Origin of the sequence: Acinetobacter sp. NBRC 100985 (assembly GCF_000241225.1) — a bacterium.
GTDB lineage: Bacteria > Pseudomonadota > Gammaproteobacteria > Pseudomonadales > Moraxellaceae > Acinetobacter > Acinetobacter venetianus.
Window position 1 is genome coordinate 1 of the sequence record NZ_BAEB01000040.1, and the last position, 17,433, is coordinate 17,433.

The window sequence follows — 17,433 nt, forward strand, 5'->3', positions numbered from 1 at the left end:
TGTATGCTTTTTTTTATACTTTTATACTTTTTGATCTCATCTGCTCAGCAATATCCAATAAAGCTTGTGCTGTTTTATCCCAGCCTAAGCAGCCATCAGTTACAGATTGACCATAGGTCATATCACATGAAATCTTTTGATTTCCATCTACTAAATGACTTTCTATCATTACACCACGAACTTTTGACTCCGCACGCTCGTCGATGATTTGTTGCAAAACTTGTGGTTGTAATAACGGATCTTTACCGCTATTTCCATGACTACAGTCAATCACCAAAGCAGGTAAATGTTTATGTTTGAAATGCATCGCCTGAATTGAGGCTAAATCATAATTTGTTCCGTGATTTGAGCCACGTAAAATTAAATGTGGTAATGGATTACCATTGCTATGAAGGATCGCAGGTAAACCTTGTTGTGTCATACCTAAAAATTGATGTCCATTTAATGCGGACTGAATCGCATCTAAAGCAATCTGAATAGAACCATCTGTACCATTTTTGAAGCCGATACTGTACGGCATATGGCTTGCAATCTCACGATGAATCTGAGACTCACTGGTTCTCGCTCCAATAGCGCCCCAAGCTAATAGATCATCGAAGTAGCCTGTTGCCATCGGACTAAGAATTTCACTCGCAATCGGCAAGCCTTTCTCAATAAGCTGTAAATAAAGCTGACGTGATTTTTCTAAACCAAGTTGTAAATCTGATGATCCATCTAAATTCGGATCGTATAAAAAACCTTTCCAACCTACCGTGGTACGTGGTTTTTCAATATATGCACGCATCACGAGGAAAATTTGATCTTTGACTTGTTCTTGTAATTTTTGTAGCCGATCTGCGTATTCAAGTACTGCAACTGGATCATGTATTGAACATGGTCCTGTTATCACCATTAAACGATGATCATGTCCAGATAAAATATTATGAATCGTCTGACGATGTTTTGAAATTTGCTGCGCTAAAGTGGCAGACAAGGGATACTGCGCTTTGAGTTGTGATGGCAAGCTAAGCATTGATTCTTTTGAATGAGTTTCTGGTTGTGTCAAAGCAGTATTTAAAGCGTTCATTATTCATTTCCTTTGGACTGACCTTTTTCGCAGTCCAGATCATTTATTTGAGCAATAGGGATCTAAGCAATAATTGATGTTGGCTAAAGTAGAACCAATAAAAGCTGCTAAAATATGACTTATTAAATTTATACATGGTATTTCTCCTAAAGTAATGATTGTTAGAGCATAAAAAAACCTGATCGGTGTTGCCGATCAGGTATTAACTGGTTGGGCAACCTTTCCGATGCCCGAAACGCGTCAGGCAACTAAATATATTGCCAAAAATAAAAATATGCGTTTGTGTTTACAGTATGCTTTAACATGTTTATTTCGAATATCTAAAAAACTGTTCCTAAGTATTAAATTACGCACTATTTCCTCGTTTGACAAGCACTTTTTATATTTTTTTAAACATAGCTTCAAAATAAGAAGAATTGACCTCAGAACATTAAGCTCATAAAATAGGGGAAAAATACACCAATTTGAGATTATACCAATGAAGTAAGTTCTATTTTTTAACATCAAATACCCTTTCTTTTTTGATGTGCAAAATAGGCTTATCTATCTTTTAGTAATTTCTATTCTAAAAACTAATTCTTATTATTCTATTTTGCATATCCTGTTTTTATGAGGTTTTCTTATGACCCAACAGGCATGTATTATTTCCAACTTAACGCTTGATTTTCCACAACAAAAAATTTTTGACAACATTTCTTTCCAATTACCTTTAAATTCATTTTCAAGCCTAGTTGGAAAAAATGGACAAGGTAAATCTTTACTCATGTCTATATTACATTTGCAGAAGAAAAATGGAGTTGCTTATTCTGGTCAAATCTTGTGGCAATGCCCTCATCAACATCTCACTCAACTACAGCAAATTAAAGAAAGCACAATTGCTCAAGCTTTAAATATTCATGAATTATATTTTTGTTTTGAACGTATAAAGCAAGGCATTGCTTCATTTGCAGATTATGATCAAGTTGAAAATCTCTGGCATTTACCTGCTCATTGGCAACAACTGCTAGAAAGCGCAAATTTACCTATTGACCTTGATACTCGTATTCAAGATTTGAGCGAAGGACAAAAAACCAAACTGGCACTATGCCGTTTATTTCTTCTTAAAGATCATTATTTACTTTTAGATGAACCAAGCAATCATTTAGATACTCAAGGGCGTAAATGGTTAATTGATCAAATGAGTCAGCACCCAACTGGCGGGCTAATTATTAGTCATGATCGACAACTTTTAGATCAGGTACAGGGTATTTTTGTTCTGAATCAGCTAGGGTTACATTACTACGGTGGGAACTATTCACATTATCAGCAACAACATCTAATACAAGTTGAAGCACTCTCAAAGGCTGTACATCAAGAAAAAAGAGAAATTAGAGCGCTTAAAGAACAGCAACATCAAAACCAAATGAAAGCACAAAAACGGAAAAAACAGGTGAAAAATTAAGGGCCTCAGGCTCTCAAGCGCCTATCTTATTAGATGCAAAAAAAGAACAAGCTGAGCAATCGCTTTCTCATTTACGCAACCAGCAAATCAAGCGACTAGCAGATGCAAAAGATAACTTAATGCAAAAACAATCTCAACTTGAACATTTAAAATCACAGTCTTTTGAGTTTAACCATATCACCGAAAAAACAGGAGAAATCTTACGTTGCCAAGATTTAACACTTGATTTTAATCTTTCTATATCAATCAATTTTGCAGTGAATGCTTCAGAAAAAATTCATATACAAGGTGAAAATGGAATCGGTAAATCTACCTTATTGAAGACAATTCAAGGTCTTATTAAGTCTCATGATGGCAAAATGTACTGTAATGTACAAACAGCTTATCTCGATCAAAACTTATCTTTTTTAGCTAGTGAAATTTCTGCAACAGAATATTTAAAGACTATCAATGCAAATCTAACAGAACAGCAAATACGAACATCGCTTGGCAACATGAAAATTCGTAGAGACAAAGCACTTATACCATTAAAAAATTTAAGTGGTGGAGAACGCTTAAAAGTCGCTTTACTGGCTTTAAAATTTCAGCATGTGGAGCTTCTGCTTTTAGATGAACCTGAAAATCATCTGGATATTGAATCTAGAGAGTTATTAGCACACGCAATTAAGCACTTTAATGGTTCTGTACTACTGGTATCACACGATGATTCATTTATTGACGCATGTGAAATCACGAATTCATATCATTTAAAATAGTTTTTAATTGAATAATGAAGTATTACGCTTAGCATTAAGTAGTCATGCTTCATAAACTAACGAACTAAGCCCTGAGGTTGCAGAATAATAAGACTTGCACCGACCAATACAATTAAACCACCTAAAATATCCCAACGTGTCAGAATCACCTGATCGACATAACGTAACCATAGCAGTGCAGTAAAAATATATATTCCACCATAAGCAGCATATATCCTTCCAGATGCCGCTGGATGCAATGTCAGCAACCAAACAAATACCGTTAAGCTAAGTGCTGTTGGTATCCACAACCAATGAGATTTTCCTTGATTCAAGATTAAGTAAGGAAAATAGCATCCCAAGATTTCTGCAATAGCCGTTAAAATAAATAACCCGAATACACTCAGTACTCGGGTTATAGAAAATGTAAACTCTAACATTAAGCTGGTTCAGCACTTGGATTTATATGATCCTCAAATACTTCAAGTTTCAATCCAACGTCTTTTCCATCTTCTTTCTTCACAGAAACAGCAACATTACCACCATGCTCTGCCAGTTCACCAAATAAGATCATTTCAGCAAGCGGTTTTTTCAAATGCTCTTGAATTAAACGCTGCATTGGACGAGCACCCATTAGGCGATCATATCCATTTGCAGACAACCAATCACGCGCACTTTGATCCACATCAAGCACAACTTGTTTTTCATCTAATTGTGCTTGTAACTCTGTTAAGAATTTATCAACTACTGATTCAATCACAGTAGTAGGAAGTGATTTAAATTGAATCACGCCATCCAAACGGTTACGGAACTCTGGAGCAAATGCTCGCTTCATCGCATCTTGATTATCAGCACTATGATCTTGTTCAGTAAAACCAATACTTGCACGAGAAATACTTTCTGCACCAATATTAGTTGTTAAAACAATAATCACATTTCTAAAATCAGACTTACGACCATTATTGTCTGTTAACGCACCATGATCCATGACTTGCAATAGAAGATTGAATACATCTGGATGCGCCTTTTCAATCTCATCAAGTAATAAAACACAATGTGGATTCTTATGAATTGCATCAGTGAGCAATCCACCTTGATCATATCCAACATAACCAGGAGGCGCACCGATCAAGCGAGAAACCGCGTGGCGCTCCATATATTCAGACATATCAAAACGGACAAACTCAACACCAAGTAACTTAGCAAGCTGTTTCGTCACCTCTGTTTTACCAACACCAGTTGGGCCTGCAAATACAAAACTACCCACAGGTTTATCAGGCGCTTTAAGCCCTGCACGAGATAATTTAATTGCTGACGCAAGTGCTGTAATTGCCTCATCTTGCCCAAAGACAACACGTTTCAAATCACGCTCTAAATTCTCAAGCACAGTCTTGTCATCTTTAGACACTGTTTTTGGAGGAATACGAGCAATCTTAGAAACAATATCTTCGATGTTTTCAACAGAAATGGTTGAGCCATCTACTTCTGCTTTTAAACGGCGTTGTGCACCAGCTTCATCAATAACATCGATTGCTTTGTCTGGTAAAAAGCGATCATGAATAAATTTAGCCGATAACTCTACAGCTGCAACTAAAGCTTTATCGTCGTATTCCACATGATGAAAATCTTCAAACTTACTTTTCAAGCCACGTAAAATTTCAATCGTTTCACCAATGCTTGGTTCATTTACATCAATTTTTTGAAAACGACGTGATAAAGCATGGTCTTTCTCAAATACCTGACGATATTCTTGGAAAGTAGTTGAACCAATACAACGTAAAGTACCATTTGCTAAGGCTGGTTTAATTAGATTCGATGCATCCATAGTACTACCCATGCTCGAACCAGCACCGATAATCATATGAATTTCATCAATGAATAAAATAGCATTCGGATTCTTTTTCAAAGCATTTAATAACTGTTTTAAACGCTTCTCAAAGTCACCACGATATTTTGTTCCAGCAACTAATGCACCGATATCCAAACTATATACTTCAGCATTTGCTAGAGGTTTTGGTGCTTTACCATTAACAATTAACCAAGCTAAACCTTCAGCGATAGATGTTTTACCTACACCAGGATCACCAACTAACAATGGGTTATTTTTACGGCGGCGACATAGGATCTGTGCTGCTCGCTCGATTTCTTTTTCACGACCAATTAAAGGATCTGTTTTACCCTTTTGCGCTTCGATATTTAAGTTCAGTGTATATTGCTCAAGTGGTCCAGCATTTGCTGAAGCTGCACTTTCACCTTCAATATCTTCTACTTCTTCTTCAACTTGAATCTCATCTTTACGTGTGCCGTGAGATAAATATTGAGTCAAAGTTAAGCGATTAATTTGATGACGTTTAAGTAAGTAAACCGCGAAAGAATCTCTTTCAGAATACATCGCAACAAGTACATCTGCACCTTCAACTGTACGATCACCACCACTCGATTGAACATGAAAAATTGCACGTTGCAAAATGCGATCAAAGCTCTCTGTTGGATGTGGAGCTTGTTCACTATTATCACCAAGTTTTGGGGTATGTTGCTCTACATATTCCTCTAATTCTTTACGCAAAGTAACGATATCAGCACCACACGCTTTTAGTGCATTTACGGCTGAATCATTATCAAGTAAGGCAAGCAACAAATGTTCAACTGTCAGAAACTCATGTCTCTTTTGACGAGCCATGCTAACAGCCAAACGTAACGATACTTCTAATTGACGACTGAGCATGTAACCCCCTTATATCTTGGGCTTTCTCAAAAAAGATGAATCTTTCTATCAAAAGCTAATTATTGACTTGATCCGCTTGAGCTTTTGTAATCGTTATAAATTACCCGTCTACAAGTCTCTTTGCTTCATATTCTACAGTTAGCATTAGTTGAGTATCTTGGTCAAGTTTCAAAACAAAGTATTGTTGTAAAAATTCAATTACAAAGGAAATAAAACTAGCAAATTGATTAAAAATAAAACAAATCTCTTATTTTTTGAATAAATGACTACTACCCATCCAAATGCTTTAAATATTGAATAATTATAGGCTCACCTATTATTCAATTTAATTACTTTTGCCTGACTCATCAAAACTAGATAAAAGGCTTGCCTTGCATGACTAAAAGTGTTTTTTTCTTGCGCTCGGACAAAGCGTTGCTTTCTTACGTTTCATATTCAAATTTCATTTGAATATTCACTCACCTCGTTCAGGTTCGATTTGACACAATAAAGGATGACCTTGTGCACGTGCATAATTATTTACTTGATTAGCTTTTGTCTCTGCAATATCTCTTGGATATATACCAGCTGTTCCTTTGCCTTCATAATGAACCGTTAACATCACTTGACTTGCTTGATCCAAATCCATTGAAAAATAACTTTGTAATACTTCAATAACGAAATCCATTGGTGTGTAGTCGTCATTTAATAGAACAACTGCATATAAAGGAGGTCGTTTTAATTCAGGAGGGGCTGTTTGGACAACCACCTCGCCCTCATGATCATCTTGCGAATCACTTAATCGTGGATTCAAGTGCCAATCTACATAACCTGATTGATGAAAAGAATTTTTCACTTCACTTAAATTCATTTGACGTTTGTATCTTCGCATATTCAATTCTTAATCTATATATTATTGAGCGTTAGCTTCGGCTTGTGGGATTTCAGACACGAATGCTGAACTTACATCAACAGGTTTACCACGCTGCCAACTGAAACGTTTAATCACTGGTGTTCCGTAACCAGTTAAACGAACTTCAATAAACTGAGGGGTAAAACCTTTAGGCATAGTCCAACGACCTGTTAAACGTTCAAAATCGTCAAAATTAAAATTCTTATCTTCCAATGGTACAACCAAAACTTCAGAATCTTTAATTAAACGTAATTCAACTGAACCTACAGCTCGACGTTTACTTGGGTTCACTTGAATCAGGTCAATTTGATATTCAAAAGCATTTTCAGGCAGTGATTTGATACCTAAATTCTGTACAGTTAGGCTGACACCACCACGCTGTCTTAACGTCTCACGATAAATGGCATTCATCGTCTCGAACTGAGCTTTATCAGCATTTGCTTGATTAATACCTTTGAATAATTCGTCAGCATTATCAACAGCCATATCACGTTCTTGCACAGCAGAATTCAGACTTTTAGTCATCGAATCTAATGCAGTTTTTTGTTTCTGAACGACATCAACCAATTGTTCAGCATCAGCATCATAACCAACAACAGTTAAACCTTGACGATGACCAACAGTATAACCTAATACAAAGCTACTACCGATTAGCAAAGTTGCAGCTATAACCAAAGGTAAATTCGCTTTTATGAATTTATTTTTTTTAACGGAACTGTCTGGTGAAACAGTCGGTTCATCGTTTTCCATCATCATCTCTATCGTTATGATCTACATCAAAGCACACATTTAAATCCAAATTTAAATGTGTGTGAAGTAAAAAAGCGTTTTTTATGGTAATAAACCAATACCATTTAACCCAGCAGCTTCATCAAAACCAAACATTAAGTTCATGTTTTGTACAGCTTGACCTGCAGCACCTTTAACTAAATTATCTTGAGCGACAAGTATGATGAGTTTATTTGGTTGTGGGCGATAAAGAGCTATCCGCAATTCATTTGCTCCACGTACACTCCGTGTTTCAGGAGAGCTATTAGCAGGCATAACATCAACAAAACGCTCAGATTTATAGAAATCTTCATAGAGTGCTTGTAGATCTTCTTGGCTGCCCTGTTCAGTTAAATCAATGTAAATTGTACTTAACATACCGCGAATCATCGGTACTAAGTGTGGAACAAAAATCAAATGATCAAATTGTCCCTTCAAGCCTGAAATATTTTCTAAAGCTTCAACAATTTCAGGGTGATGGCGATGACCTGCGACACCATACGCTTTGAAATTATCAGCATTTTCACTGTATATCATACCTAAACTTGCTTTTCGTCCAGCACCTGAAACACCAGATTTAGCATCAATAATAATGCTTTGAGTATTCACAAGCTTGCTAGAAGATTTTAATAAAGGTGCTAAACCCAATTGAACTGTTGTTGGATAACAACCAGGATTTCCAATCACTTGCGCTTGTTTTATTTTTTCACGATTTAACTCTGTTAAACCATAGACAGATTCTTTTAAAACAGTAGGACAATGATGTTGCATTCCATACCATTTTTCGAATTGGCTTAAATTCTGTAAACGAAAGTCCGCAGCAAGATCAATTACTTTAGTGCCAGCTGTAATTAACTCTTCAGCATGCTGCATCGCAACCCCATGCGGTGTTGCAAAAAATACAATATCACATTGCTTTAAATTTTCTAAGTTTAAATCAGAAAACTCAAGATCCGTATGTCCACGTAAGCTAGGAAACATATCAGCAACAGGTTTCCCTGCTTCTGTTCGAGATGTTAAAACACGTACTTGGGCTTGTGGATGTCTTAATAATAGACGCAATAACTCGACACCTGTATATCCAGTTCCGCCAACAATTCCAACAGAAATCACGTGTTCCACCTCAAACTTTGAATCGTGTAAATAGTATGGCAGTTTGATTGACTTTTAACAATGTATAAACCTATAAGTTATATCGCGTTTTTAACTATAAATTTCAAAGCTTATTGTTTGAATAAAATTTTAAAATTAAATTTTTTATCTCTTAAAATGGCTTATTTGATCATAAAAATAGCTATTCGAGCTAAAACAGTGTAAAAAGGCTTTGACTGTAAAGATTTTACCGCTGGTCAAGAAATACTATTGAATCAGCAATCTATTCGCATAAAATAAAAAGCGATGTGGTTATAATAAATTTCATGGATGTAGAATTTTTGGAGAGCTGGGATGCCTTCTTTGAAATCAAAACAAAGATTAAATCAATTTATCTGTTTAAGTGTCAGCACGCTTTTAGTTAGCACGGCTTTAGTTGGCTGTGGAAGTGGTGAAAGTAAGGCTAAAAATGATAGCACTCCAATTGTGACTGTTCCAAAACCAAAAAACTTTGATATTAAAACCTCACTTGAAATGCGAGATGTTGTAGTTAAAGTGTATGATAATTTCGACAATTCATTAGTTCTTGAACAACAAGTCAGCACAACTTCAAATCTTACTATGACACTTCCAAAGGTTTTAGATACAAGTCATCTATATAGAATCGAAATATCTACAAAACCAAGTTCACTTATTTATAATTTCCTTAAAGGGCAATATCAAAGTGTATCAATTAACTTACATAGTATTGTTAGTGTAGATGTCAGTAATCTTACACAGACAATTTATATCAACCCAAATTCTGAAGCAATTTATCAACGCGCATTAATTCGTTCAGGGCAACTTCCAAATGAGGTTGAAGATCCAACAGGAATTAATGATTTACATGTAAAACTCGCTACACAAGATGTAAATACAGCATTGCTAAATGCTTTCAACAGAATCAATATTCCTAACTTAAACCCTTCATATCAATTAAATATTTTCAGCCCTCAAGATGTAAGCACTGTTGCTGGTACAAACGTTTTTACCAGTGCCTTTTTCAGCTTTGGTTATATACAGCAATGGGCTAATAATTATCCTGACAATCCTTTCACTGAATTTACTAAGAATCTTGCAATTGACCTTAAAGACGGGCAATTAGATGCTAAAAAGGTACGTGGTGACGCTACATCATTTGAATCACTTATCCCTCCTACACCAGATAATGTAGATCCTGAAAAAAATAATTTAGTTGATATTGTTAAACTCCAAGAAAATACTCGCAATCTTTTTGCGAGTGCTCTTAAGGAAGCTACTCTTCAATTAGCGACAAACTTTCAACAAAAAGCCACCAATCCAGATGGTTATATGTTATTAGAACAGAAAGCGTATTCAGGTAATACTCCAACAATCACATCAACCCTAACTTTTAGAGTTCCTGGTGCAGGTGACTACAGAAGAGCAGTCGGCTTTGTAGACACCACGGCAACGTGTAATGGCTCTATATATCCATGTAAACAAGGCATTACTGGAATCAATATTGTCAATCCAAATTTACCTTCTATCGAATATCTGATTGGTCACTATGAAGATTCAGCAAATAATTGTCAGCTAAATATTCGTGCAAATGGTGTACTTGAATTGATCAAGGGGTCTCAAATTTATCGTTCTGTACTTGATGCTGATAGTACTGACAACCTATTACAAGTAGACAAAGCAAACCGTGAGTATTTACTTAATAGTAGCTCTACAGAACCAAATAATACTTCATTAGATTATTCTTTCGTACAGGTTAAAATCAAAGAAAATCAAGTGCAAAGTGCGAGTGCTGGTCTCGATAGCAGAAAAGCACCAGACCAATTACAAACGACTCAGCTTCAATGTAATTTTAGCTAGATATACCACCACGCAGGCAATTGAATATTTTTTAATTGCTTGCGGTTTTCTAAATAGTTCTCATCATATTGAGCAACCGTATTCCAAAAAGCAGCGCTATGATCAAAATGTTTCGTATGTGCTAGTTCGTGAATACATACAGACCGAACAATATGCTCAGGCATTAAAACCAAAGCGGCATTGAGCATGATGTCATGTTTAGCACTACAACTCCCCCAACGTGTCTTCGGTTTACGTATAGAGCATTTTTGAAAAGGTAGCCCAATACTTAAACTTATTTGTTTTAAATATTCAGGCAAAAAGTGTTTCGCATAAGCAATCACTGCTGCTTGTAAAGCTTTCTCAAATTGTTCATTTCTTACAAAAAGACAATGCTGCTCAAAATCAAATTTAAATATTTGTCTTTGTTTTTGTTGAATAAGCTTAAATGTTTCTACGTGATGAAATAATTTTAAATCTTCAGGTATAGCAACTGATTGGCTAAACTTATTTTGCTGATTATTCCATGTCTCAATTAACCATTGTTCAGATTGATTAAGAAATTGCTGAATTTGTCTAGTTGAAGCAAATAGCGGTACAGTTAACCGTATGCCCGATGGCTCAACACGCAAACGCAGATTTCTCGCCCTTGCATGTCGAACAATTTTAATCTCAGGTAACAATGCTTCAGATAAGACTGCTCGCATTACTACGCAGTACGCTCTTCAATACCATTATCTGTCGCAACAATCGCAATACTTGCCGCATTTAAAGCAAAAATTCCGTTTGTTACAACACCAGGAATGTTGTTAATCGTTTTCTCTAATTCAATTGCATTCAAAATGTTTAAATTAAAAACATCTAAAATAACGTTACCGTTATCTGTTACGACACCTTCACGGTAGACAGGATCACCACCTAAGGCAACAATCTTACGTGCAACCGCAGAGCGTGCCATTGGAATAACTTCTACAGGAAGTGGAAAGTCGCGACCCAATTGATCCACCCATTTTGAATCATCAACGATACAAACAAATTTCTTTGCGATTGAAGCAACAATTTTCTCACGGGTCAAAGCTGCGCCGCCACCTTTAATCATATGCATATGACGATCAATCTCATCAGCGCCATCAACATAAGCATCTAATCCACCAACAGAGTTCATGTCTACAACTTCAATACCCAGCTTTTTCAAACGATCAGCTGTTGCATTTGAACTTGCTACGGCAGCTTCTAATTGCAATTCAGGTAATAAATCGATTAGAAAGTTAACGGTACTTCCTGTTCCTACGCCCAAAATGCCGCCTTTCGGCAAATGTTTCAATGCTGCTTTTGCTGCAGCTTGTTTTTTTTCATCTTGGGTTGCATATAGACTCATGACTTCACTCAACTATTTTGACATTTGCTGTAAGAAAACAGCGCAAATGCACAGGGGTTTGCTACAATGTTCACCTATTTTAAACTGTTATAGGGAAGATGAACATGCTGTCTCGTGTGGTACGACAAATTTTACAAGCAACGGTTTATGATGTTGCGATTGAAACACCGCTTGAAGCAGCTCCACGAATTAGTCAAAAAATTAATAATAACATTCGATTTAAACGTGAAGATTTACAACCCGTGTTCTCTTTCAAACTACGTGGTGCCTATAACCGTATTAGTCAATTACCAAAAGACCAACTAGATCGTGGTGTTATTTGCGCCTCAGCAGGTAACCATGCTCAAGGTGTCGCATTATCTGGAAAAAAATTAGGTATTCCAGCCATTATCGTTATGCCAAGCACAACGCCTGACATTAAAGTTCAAGCAGTTAAAAGCCTTGGTGGTCAAGTTGTTCTTCATGGCGATAGCTTTGATGTTGCGAATAAATATGCTAAACAACGTGCCGAAACAGAAGGCTTAGTTTTCATTCCACCTTATGACGATGAACTTGTGATTGCTGGCCAAGGTACAATAGCCAATGAGTTATTGCGTCAATGGCGTGATGTAGAATACGTTTTCGTTGCTGTTGGTGGCGGTGGATTGATTGCTGGTGTCGCTGCTTACTTAGGTGAAGTTGCACCGCATGTAAAAGTTATTGGTGTTGAATATGAAGAGTCAGCATGTCTTAAAGCTGCTCTGGAAACAAATGAACGTGTGATTTTACCTCATGTTGGTTTATTTGCTGATGGCACTGCTGTTGCTCAAATCGGTGAATTACCTTTTGAAATGGTTCGCTTGCGCAAATCTGATAATTCTGGACCTATCGTTGAACCTGATATCATCACCGTAAATACCGATGAAATCTGTGCTGCGATCAAAGATACATTTGATGAAAACCGCAGTATTGTTGAACCGTCTGGTGCAATGGCTTTAGCTGGTATTAAAAAATATGTTGCTGAACATCAATTGACTGGCAAAAACATGGTGTCAATTGTTTGTGGTGCCAACATGAATTTTGATCGTCTCCGTTATATTGCTGAACGTACAGAGTTAGGAGAACGCAAAGAAGCGATCTATGCCGTCACTATCCCAGAGCAAAAAGGAGCATTCCTTCATTTTTGTCGCGCCTTACAAGGTCGAAACATTACTGAGTTTAACTACCGTGCAAGCGATAGTAATCAAGCACAAGTATTTGTTGGCATTAGCTTAAAAGGTGGCGAAACTGAACGCCATGAAATTCATGAAATGCTCAAACAGCAGTATGAAGTGGATGATCTATCTGATGATGAAGTTGCTAAACTTCACATCCGCTACTTAATTGGCGGACATGCAAATATTGAAAATGAACGTTTGTTCCGTGTGGAATTTCCTGAGCGACCTGGCGCACTCTTAACTTTCCTTGAGCGTTTAGGCCCGACACATAACATCACATTATTCCACTATCGCAATCACGGTGCTGCTGAAGGTCGTGTTCTTGTGGGATTACAAGCAACTGATGCAAAACAGAATCCAGATGGTCTTGTAGAGACTTTAGAGCAAATCACATATCCTTATGCTGAGATTAGCGATAACATTGGCTATAAGCGCTTCCTCAAATAAGCAAAAAAAGATAGTGATAAAGCCGACTTTATGTCGGCTTTATATATATTAAATGAGTGTAGAATCTCTTGAAGATTTGACACACAAAATCATTACAAATCGACAAGTTATTCCATTTAAAATAGATAAAAGTATATTTTTATCATTTAGTTAAGGATAGATATGGCACAGTTCGCAGTCATTGGTTTAGGTAGTTTTGGAGCAACTGTCGCATTAGAACTCACCAAACTTCATCATGATGTTATTGGTATTGATACACTAAAAAGAAATGTTGAGAATCTGGCAGATCAAATTACACACGCAGTTATTGCAGATGCGACTGACGAACATGTTTTGGAAGAACTAAATATTCAAAATTGTGATGCGGTCATTGTTGCAATTGGTGAGGATATTGAAGCGAGTATTTTATGTGTATTGAACCTAAAAAGTTTGGGTGTAGAAAAGATATTAGTAAAAGCAAAAACCAAAGCACATCATACAATTTTGTCTCACTTAGATATCACTAAGATTATTCATCCAGAAGAAGATATGGGGGTACGTGTTGCCCAAGCTTTAAATTACCCAATGGTCAGTCGCTATATGTCACTTGATCATGATCACTATATTATTAAAGTCCCTGTGAATGAAAAACTCAATAATGTAAATCTCTCAGGCATCCTTGCCCAAGAACCAAATATTAAATTACTGCTATTGAAACGGAATCAACAAATTCTTTATGAAACAGATACCAACTTTACCTTAAAAACAGGTGACGTCCTGATCTTAGAAGGCTTGCTCAACCATCTTAAAAAACTTTCAGGATGTTTCAGCTAGAATGTCGATGCAAATGAATTCCCAGAAAATTTTTAATCTAAGTCCCCCATCCTTACTTGCGATTGGTTTTTTGAGTTTTATTGTTATTGGAACAGTCTTGCTTAAACTCCCATTTATGCAAAAAGAAGAATTAAGCTGGATGGATGCATTGTTTACCGCTACGTCTGCGGTAACAATTACTGGACTTTCTGTCGTAAACATTAATGATTCGTTTAACCACCTTGGCCAATTTGTGATTTTGCTCCTGATTCAATCTGGTGGCTTGGGATTCATGACATTTGCGATTTTAGCTGCATTAAGTCTTTCACCTAAGGTCGGCTTAAAACAGCAAATGATGGCTCAAGATAGTTTAGGGCAAACCAGCTTATCGAAAGTTACCTTTGTTGCAAAAGGCGTTGTGGCGTATACACTGCTTTTTGAGTTAATTGGGGTCATCATTTTAACAACCGCTTTTACGCCTATTTATGGCTTTGCACGCGGTCTATACTATGCTGTATTTTATAGTGTTTCAGCTTTTAATAATGCTGGATTTTCATTATTTGACAATAGTTTAATGAATTTTCAACACAACTATTTAATCAGTATTACTATTAGCTCACTTTATATATTAGGGGGTATCGGCTTCCTTGTACTGATGGATATAAAACAGCATAAGCGCTGGAGCAAATTAAGTCCGAACAGCAAGTTAATTTTAAGTGCGATCGCAATTCTAAATTTGGTTGCCTTTATATTGGTTTGGATTTTAGAGTCAAATAATCCTTTAACGCTCGGCCCTATGAGCTTTAGTGAGCAAGCTGCAAATGCTTGGTTTCAAGCAACAGTCCCACGCTCATCAGGGTTTAATACAATTGATACTGGAGCGATGAATCACAGCACTGGGCTTCTCACCATGTTATTGATGTTTATTGGTGGTGGATCACTCAGTACAGCTGGGGGTATTAAAGTCGGCACATTCGTTGTTCTATTTTTATGCGTGATTTCTTTCTTGAGACGCAATGAAGAAATACGCATTTTCAACCACTCAATTTCACATGAAACGACATACAAAGCACTTGCCGTCACGGCGATCACAGGAATGTTGGTGTTCTTTGGTTATTTTATTTTATTAGTCTTAGAACCAGAACTCGATGTTTTTGATCTGATGTTTGAGGTCGTTTCAGCGGCATGTACCGTTGGTCTTTCACGTGGTCTTACAGGAGAGCTACATGATGGTAGTTTATTCGTGCTCAGCATATTAATGTTTACTGGACGATTAGGCCCTCTTACGCTTGCCTACTTAATTGCAACACCGAAGAAGAGCCGTTTAAAACATGCAAATGCCAATATTCAGATTGGATAATGCTCTACAGGCTACTCAATGACAATGACCTGCTGACATATACCGTCAGCTTGTCGTTGTCTTTCAAATACTGCTTTATTCATCACATCAAAATGATCACAGAAACTAATTTCATGCTCATCTATTGAGTAGATTAAAGATTGATTTCCTGTACCTTCCAATGTGTCATAAAACACAATAATAAACTTACCCTCTTCAAATGCTTGCTGAATTTCAGCATAAGTTAAGGCAGCTCCAATTGGAATCTGAAGTCGTTTCGCTTCAACAAAAATTTGCTTTTCTTTTTCATCAACATTAGGGTCTGGTGCAGTATAAAAAGAAACCTTAAACCCTAGTTTTTTCAATGCAACAGCCAAAGCAATCGTAAATGTTCCATCAATTTGATCATGACCAGATAATTTAATCAGGTCAGCAATATCAATATGGGTTTGATATTGCTTTAAAATCAACCAAATTGCGAACACGCCACAATTTGCTTCAAGCTGTAATAATGGCTCTGGAATATTTAAACTCATTTAATACCAATTCATTAAGGATACACCCAAGCCAACATAAGTTGCTCGATGATTATAATCAATTAGGCTCTCACCATATCCATCAAATAATTGCAGATGTCCACGTAATTTACCTTTGATTGGAAATGCCCAATCAAACTGTACAGCACCATGAGAACGATCACCGCCTTTAAGGGAATGGCGTAACATCAATGAAAAATCATTATCACCTTTACGATAAAAAGCAGTTAAATCACCACGACCAATATAATCTTTAATATCTGGATTATTATCATCTTTCGCATTTTCCTCAACGCGATACCATGGACGTAACATCAAAGCAAAATTGTCTTTTTCAAAACCTAAGTTGAAAATCACACGGTTCCAGCTACGTGATAACGGGTCAGAACGCCCATTTGATTGATGGTTGAGTGTCACGCCAAGCAAACGAGCATTTAGACCCAAAATTTCGTAATTTGTTCTAAACATCAAGCTTGCTTCAGGCTCGTAATTTGTCTCACGAAATGGGCGTGATTCTTCCGAGTTAAACACCTGCCATCGAGATGACTGAGTATAACCTAACCATAAGTCACCATTGTTTCCAAAAATATTTTCCCATGCTTTTGTCTTCAAGGAAATTTGGAACTTTGCTTCTGTTGACGTTAAATTCTGTTTGTCAGTAACTGTATTATTGGGATTTGGACTGCTAGGAAACTCATTTTTATCACTTGTCCAGAATGCAGGAAGCAAATAAACAGGCTGATAAGCACGAATATTCCATACACCAAGTTTACTTTCTTCTGATAACTCCCAACGGCGATCAAGTAAAGAAACATTAGGATCAAATTTAGGCGCTGCGCCTAATACATGTAAGTCGCTAACCTTTTGAACCACCTTATCTTTCAAAGAAACAGGCTTATTTGTCTCATTCGGCTCAACTACAGGTACAGCTACTGCGACCTCTGGTGCCGCATCTGTTTGCGCTTGTGTTGGAATAATGGTTGGTGCTTTAAAAAGACTGTCATAACACGCTAAACGCTCTGCATTAGAAGCTAAGGCAACACAGGCATCAACAGTTGCTGGACTAGAAGGCGTGGTTGCCTGAGCATTTGCACCAGCCGTAGCAAAAGAACTAAGTATAGTGACTATACTTAGTTCTAAATGACTACGTTCAAATGATTTGAACGCCAT

General features: G+C 36.8%; 14 protein-coding genes and 1 pseudogene. 5 read left to right on the forward strand and 10 right to left on the reverse strand.

Annotated features, from left to right (window positions below):
* Positions 1-13: 13 nt before the first annotated feature.
* Positions 14-1,066, reverse strand: a complete 1,053-nt coding sequence (locus ACT4_RS14535; protein ID WP_007483389.1) for a 3-deoxy-7-phosphoheptulonate synthase — start codon at positions 1,064-1,066, stop codon at positions 14-16.
* 622 nt (positions 1,067-1,688) lie between these two features.
* Here ACT4_RS14535 and ACT4_RS14540 point away from each other — a divergent pair.
* A pseudogene (locus tag ACT4_RS14540) lies at positions 1,689-3,262 on the forward strand (ATP-binding cassette domain-containing protein).
* A 56-nt stretch (positions 3,263-3,318) separates the two neighbouring features.
* Here the strand turns inward: ACT4_RS14540 and ACT4_RS14545 are convergent.
* From ACT4_RS14545 to argC, 5 genes are all read right to left on the reverse strand, one after another.
* The gene (locus tag ACT4_RS14545) at positions 3,319-3,681 is read right to left on the reverse strand and encodes a YnfA family protein (RefSeq protein WP_004879759.1); all 363 of its coding nucleotides are present in this window, start codon (positions 3,679-3,681) and stop codon (positions 3,319-3,321) included.
* Positions 3,681-5,966 (reverse strand): ATP-dependent Clp protease ATP-binding subunit ClpA, encoded by a 2,286-nt coding sequence (gene clpA / locus ACT4_RS14550; RefSeq protein ID WP_007483394.1) that lies wholly within the window; start codon positions 5,964-5,966, stop codon positions 3,681-3,683. Before clpA ends, ACT4_RS14545 begins: the two co-directional genes overlap by 1 nt.
* Before the next feature lie 454 nt (positions 5,967-6,420).
* On the reverse strand, positions 6,421-6,837 hold the full coding sequence (gene clpS / locus ACT4_RS14555) for an ATP-dependent Clp protease adapter ClpS (RefSeq protein WP_017196608.1): 417 nt from the start codon (positions 6,835-6,837) through the stop codon (positions 6,421-6,423).
* A gap of 21 nt (positions 6,838-6,858) precedes the next feature.
* Positions 6,859-7,608: a DUF6776 family protein gene (locus ACT4_RS14560; RefSeq protein WP_007483397.1), complete on the reverse strand. Its 750-nt coding sequence runs from the start codon at positions 7,606-7,608 to the stop codon at positions 6,859-6,861.
* A gap of 81 nt (positions 7,609-7,689) precedes the next feature.
* A complete protein-coding gene (argC, locus tag ACT4_RS14565; RefSeq protein ID WP_007483399.1) occupies positions 7,690-8,739 on the reverse strand; it encodes an N-acetyl-gamma-glutamyl-phosphate reductase in 1,050 nt (349 codons plus the stop codon).
* A 333-nt stretch (positions 8,740-9,072) separates the two neighbouring features.
* Between argC and ACT4_RS14570 the strand changes: the two genes are divergently transcribed.
* Positions 9,073-10,596 (forward strand): hypothetical protein, encoded by a 1,524-nt coding sequence (locus ACT4_RS14570; protein WP_004879768.1) that lies wholly within the window; start codon positions 9,073-9,075, stop codon positions 10,594-10,596.
* Here ACT4_RS14570 and ACT4_RS14575 read toward each other — a convergent pair.
* Both ACT4_RS14575 and rpiA read right to left on the reverse strand, forming a co-directional pair.
* Positions 10,593-11,282, reverse strand: a complete 690-nt coding sequence (locus tag ACT4_RS14575; protein ID WP_007483402.1) for a M48 family metallopeptidase — start codon at positions 11,280-11,282, stop codon at positions 10,593-10,595. The two genes, ACT4_RS14570 and ACT4_RS14575, sit on opposite strands and share 4 nt — an antisense overlap.
* Positions 11,283-11,284: 2 nt before the next feature.
* A complete protein-coding gene (rpiA, locus tag ACT4_RS14580; RefSeq protein WP_007483403.1) occupies positions 11,285-11,953 on the reverse strand; it encodes a ribose-5-phosphate isomerase RpiA in 669 nt (222 codons plus the stop codon).
* 98 nt (positions 11,954-12,051) lie between these two features.
* Here rpiA and ilvA point away from each other — a divergent pair, with 98 nt between their 5' ends.
* The 3 genes from ilvA to ACT4_RS14595 all read left to right on the forward strand — a co-directional run bounded on the left by ilvA (position 12,052) and on the right by ACT4_RS14595 (position 15,748).
* A complete protein-coding gene (ilvA, locus tag ACT4_RS14585; protein ID WP_171054832.1) occupies positions 12,052-13,596 on the forward strand; it encodes a threonine ammonia-lyase, biosynthetic in 1,545 nt (514 codons plus the stop codon).
* Positions 13,597-13,758: 162 nt separating this feature from the next.
* Complete coding sequence (locus ACT4_RS14590; protein ID WP_007483406.1) at positions 13,759-14,409, forward strand: TrkA family potassium uptake protein; 651 nt, start codon at positions 13,759-13,761, stop codon at positions 14,407-14,409.
* 1 nt (position 14,410) lies between these two features.
* Positions 14,411-15,748 (forward strand): TrkH family potassium uptake protein, encoded by a 1,338-nt coding sequence (locus tag ACT4_RS14595; RefSeq protein ID WP_007483408.1) that lies wholly within the window; start codon positions 14,411-14,413, stop codon positions 15,746-15,748.
* 11 nt (positions 15,749-15,759) lie between these two features.
* On the opposite strand, the gene ACT4_RS14600 is transcribed toward ACT4_RS14595, so the two are convergent.
* On the reverse strand, positions 15,760-16,263 hold the full coding sequence (locus ACT4_RS14600; protein WP_007483409.1) for a cysteine peptidase family C39 domain-containing protein: 504 nt from the start codon (positions 16,261-16,263) through the stop codon (positions 15,760-15,762).
* A complete protein-coding gene (locus ACT4_RS14605) occupies positions 16,264-17,433 on the reverse strand; it encodes a phospholipase A (RefSeq protein WP_007483411.1) in 1,170 nt (389 codons plus the stop codon).

What these genes read in the sequence shown, in the direction of transcription:
- ACT4_RS14590 (WP_007483406.1), top strand. Translation starts at nt 13,759, where the DNA reads ATGGCACAGTTCGCAGTCATTGGTTTAGGTAGTTTTGGAGCAACTGTC.
- ACT4_RS14600 (WP_007483409.1), bottom strand. Translation starts at nt 16,263, where the DNA reads ATGAGTTTAAATATTCCAGAGCCATTATTACAGCTTGAAGCAAATTGT.
- ACT4_RS14575 (WP_007483402.1), bottom strand. Translation starts at nt 11,282, where the DNA reads ATGCGAGCAGTCTTATCTGAAGCATTGTTACCTGAGATTAAAATTGTT.
- clpS (WP_017196608.1), bottom strand. Translation starts at nt 6,837, where the DNA reads ATGCGAAGATACAAACGTCAAATGAATTTAAGTGAAGTGAAAAATTCT.
- ACT4_RS14595 (WP_007483408.1), top strand. Translation starts at nt 14,411, where the DNA reads ATGTCGATGCAAATGAATTCCCAGAAAATTTTTAATCTAAGTCCCCCA.
- ilvA (WP_171054832.1), top strand. Translation starts at nt 12,052, where the DNA reads ATGAACATGCTGTCTCGTGTGGTACGACAAATTTTACAAGCAACGGTT.
- ACT4_RS14570 (WP_004879768.1), top strand. Translation starts at nt 9,073, where the DNA reads ATGCCTTCTTTGAAATCAAAACAAAGATTAAATCAATTTATCTGTTTA.
- ACT4_RS14560 (WP_007483397.1), bottom strand. Translation starts at nt 7,608, where the DNA reads ATGGAAAACGATGAACCGACTGTTTCACCAGACAGTTCCGTTAAAAAA.
- rpiA (WP_007483403.1), bottom strand. Translation starts at nt 11,953, where the DNA reads ATGAGTCTATATGCAACCCAAGATGAAAAAAAACAAGCTGCAGCAAAA.
- ACT4_RS14605 (WP_007483411.1), bottom strand. Translation starts at nt 17,433, where the DNA reads ATGGCGTTCAAATCATTTGAACGTAGTCATTTAGAACTAAGTATAGTC.
- ACT4_RS14545 (WP_004879759.1), bottom strand. Translation starts at nt 3,681, where the DNA reads ATGTTAGAGTTTACATTTTCTATAACCCGAGTACTGAGTGTATTCGGG.
- clpA (WP_007483394.1), bottom strand. Translation starts at nt 5,966, where the DNA reads ATGCTCAGTCGTCAATTAGAAGTATCGTTACGTTTGGCTGTTAGCATG.
- ACT4_RS14535 (WP_007483389.1), bottom strand. Translation starts at nt 1,066, where the DNA reads ATGAACGCTTTAAATACTGCTTTGACACAACCAGAAACTCATTCAAAA.